General features: G+C 69.3%; 1 protein-coding gene. It reads right to left on the reverse strand.

From position 1 onward, the window contains the following. A partial coding sequence (locus ABZ826_RS39445; RefSeq protein WP_361459429.1) for an IS1380 family transposase occupies positions 1-974 on the reverse strand: 974 nt, incomplete at its 3' end. Positions 975-1,013 lie beyond the last annotated feature (39 nt).

Raw genomic sequence — 1,013 nt, forward strand, 5'->3', positions numbered from 1 at the left:
GCGTCAGTAAAGCGCAACTGGGCGCCGGGATGGGGCCGTTCCTTGCGGACGATCAGTCGCATTCCCTTCGGCCAGCCCTTGAGTACATCGCCGTCGAGCTCGGCGGTCCAGGCGCCGTCGCGGATCTCGCCACCCGGCTCGACCGCCGGACTCCAGGCGGAGGCCGGGACCTTCAACACGGCCTGATGAATCTGCTCGGTGATGGTCATCCCGACCGAGTACGACAGCCACCGGCCCCGTTTCGTGAGCCAGGCGAGGAACTCATGGGTGCCGCCCGCGGAGTCGGTACGGATCAGTGTGGACCGGCCGCGCCGGTGGCGCTTGGGGAGCTGGGCCAGGGCGAGCTGGGTGGCGGTGATGTGGTCGGTGGCGGTGTTGGATCCCGCGTTCCCCGGCCGCAACAGGGCTGCCACCGGCTCCCCGGTGCCACCACTTCCGTGGTCTACGAAGCCCATCAGTGGGTGATGTCCAAACGACTTCTTCCAGGTCGCGGCCGCGTCCTGCTTGTCGGAGTGGGCCAGGACCAGCACTCCGTCCAGGTCCACGATCACCTGGCCATCCGTATCCGGCGCCGCGTCCTTGGCCAACCTCCAGACATATTCGCGTACTTCGGCCCGCGCCGAGCGGATCGCGGTCAGGGCCTTGTCCCCGGCCGCGGCGAGGGTGTCGATCAGCCGGGAGACCGTCGGGTCGGAGGCCACCGGCCCGAACACGGCCGGCTCGGCCCGCAGCAATCCCGCATCGGCCAGGCAGTCCCCGCCCAGCGCGACCGCGAGAGCCACATCCAGCAGGATCTTGCCCGGATCGTGCACCGCCCGAGGCCGCCGCCACGGTGTCAGCGCCGCCGATATCGCGGTATCCAGACCGGTCTTACGGGCGGTCTCGACCAGCAGTACCCCGCCGGCCTGCGAGACCACCCCGCTCCCGCCGCCCTCGATGTGGACACGCGGATAGGACCCGATACGCTTCTTCACCTGAGGAGTGCTTCTTTCATGCGCCGACCCGGACCCTAG

Source organism: Streptomyces sp. NPDC047515 (assembly GCF_040643055.1).
Classification (GTDB): Bacteria; Actinomycetota; Actinomycetes; order Streptomycetales; family Streptomycetaceae; genus Streptomyces.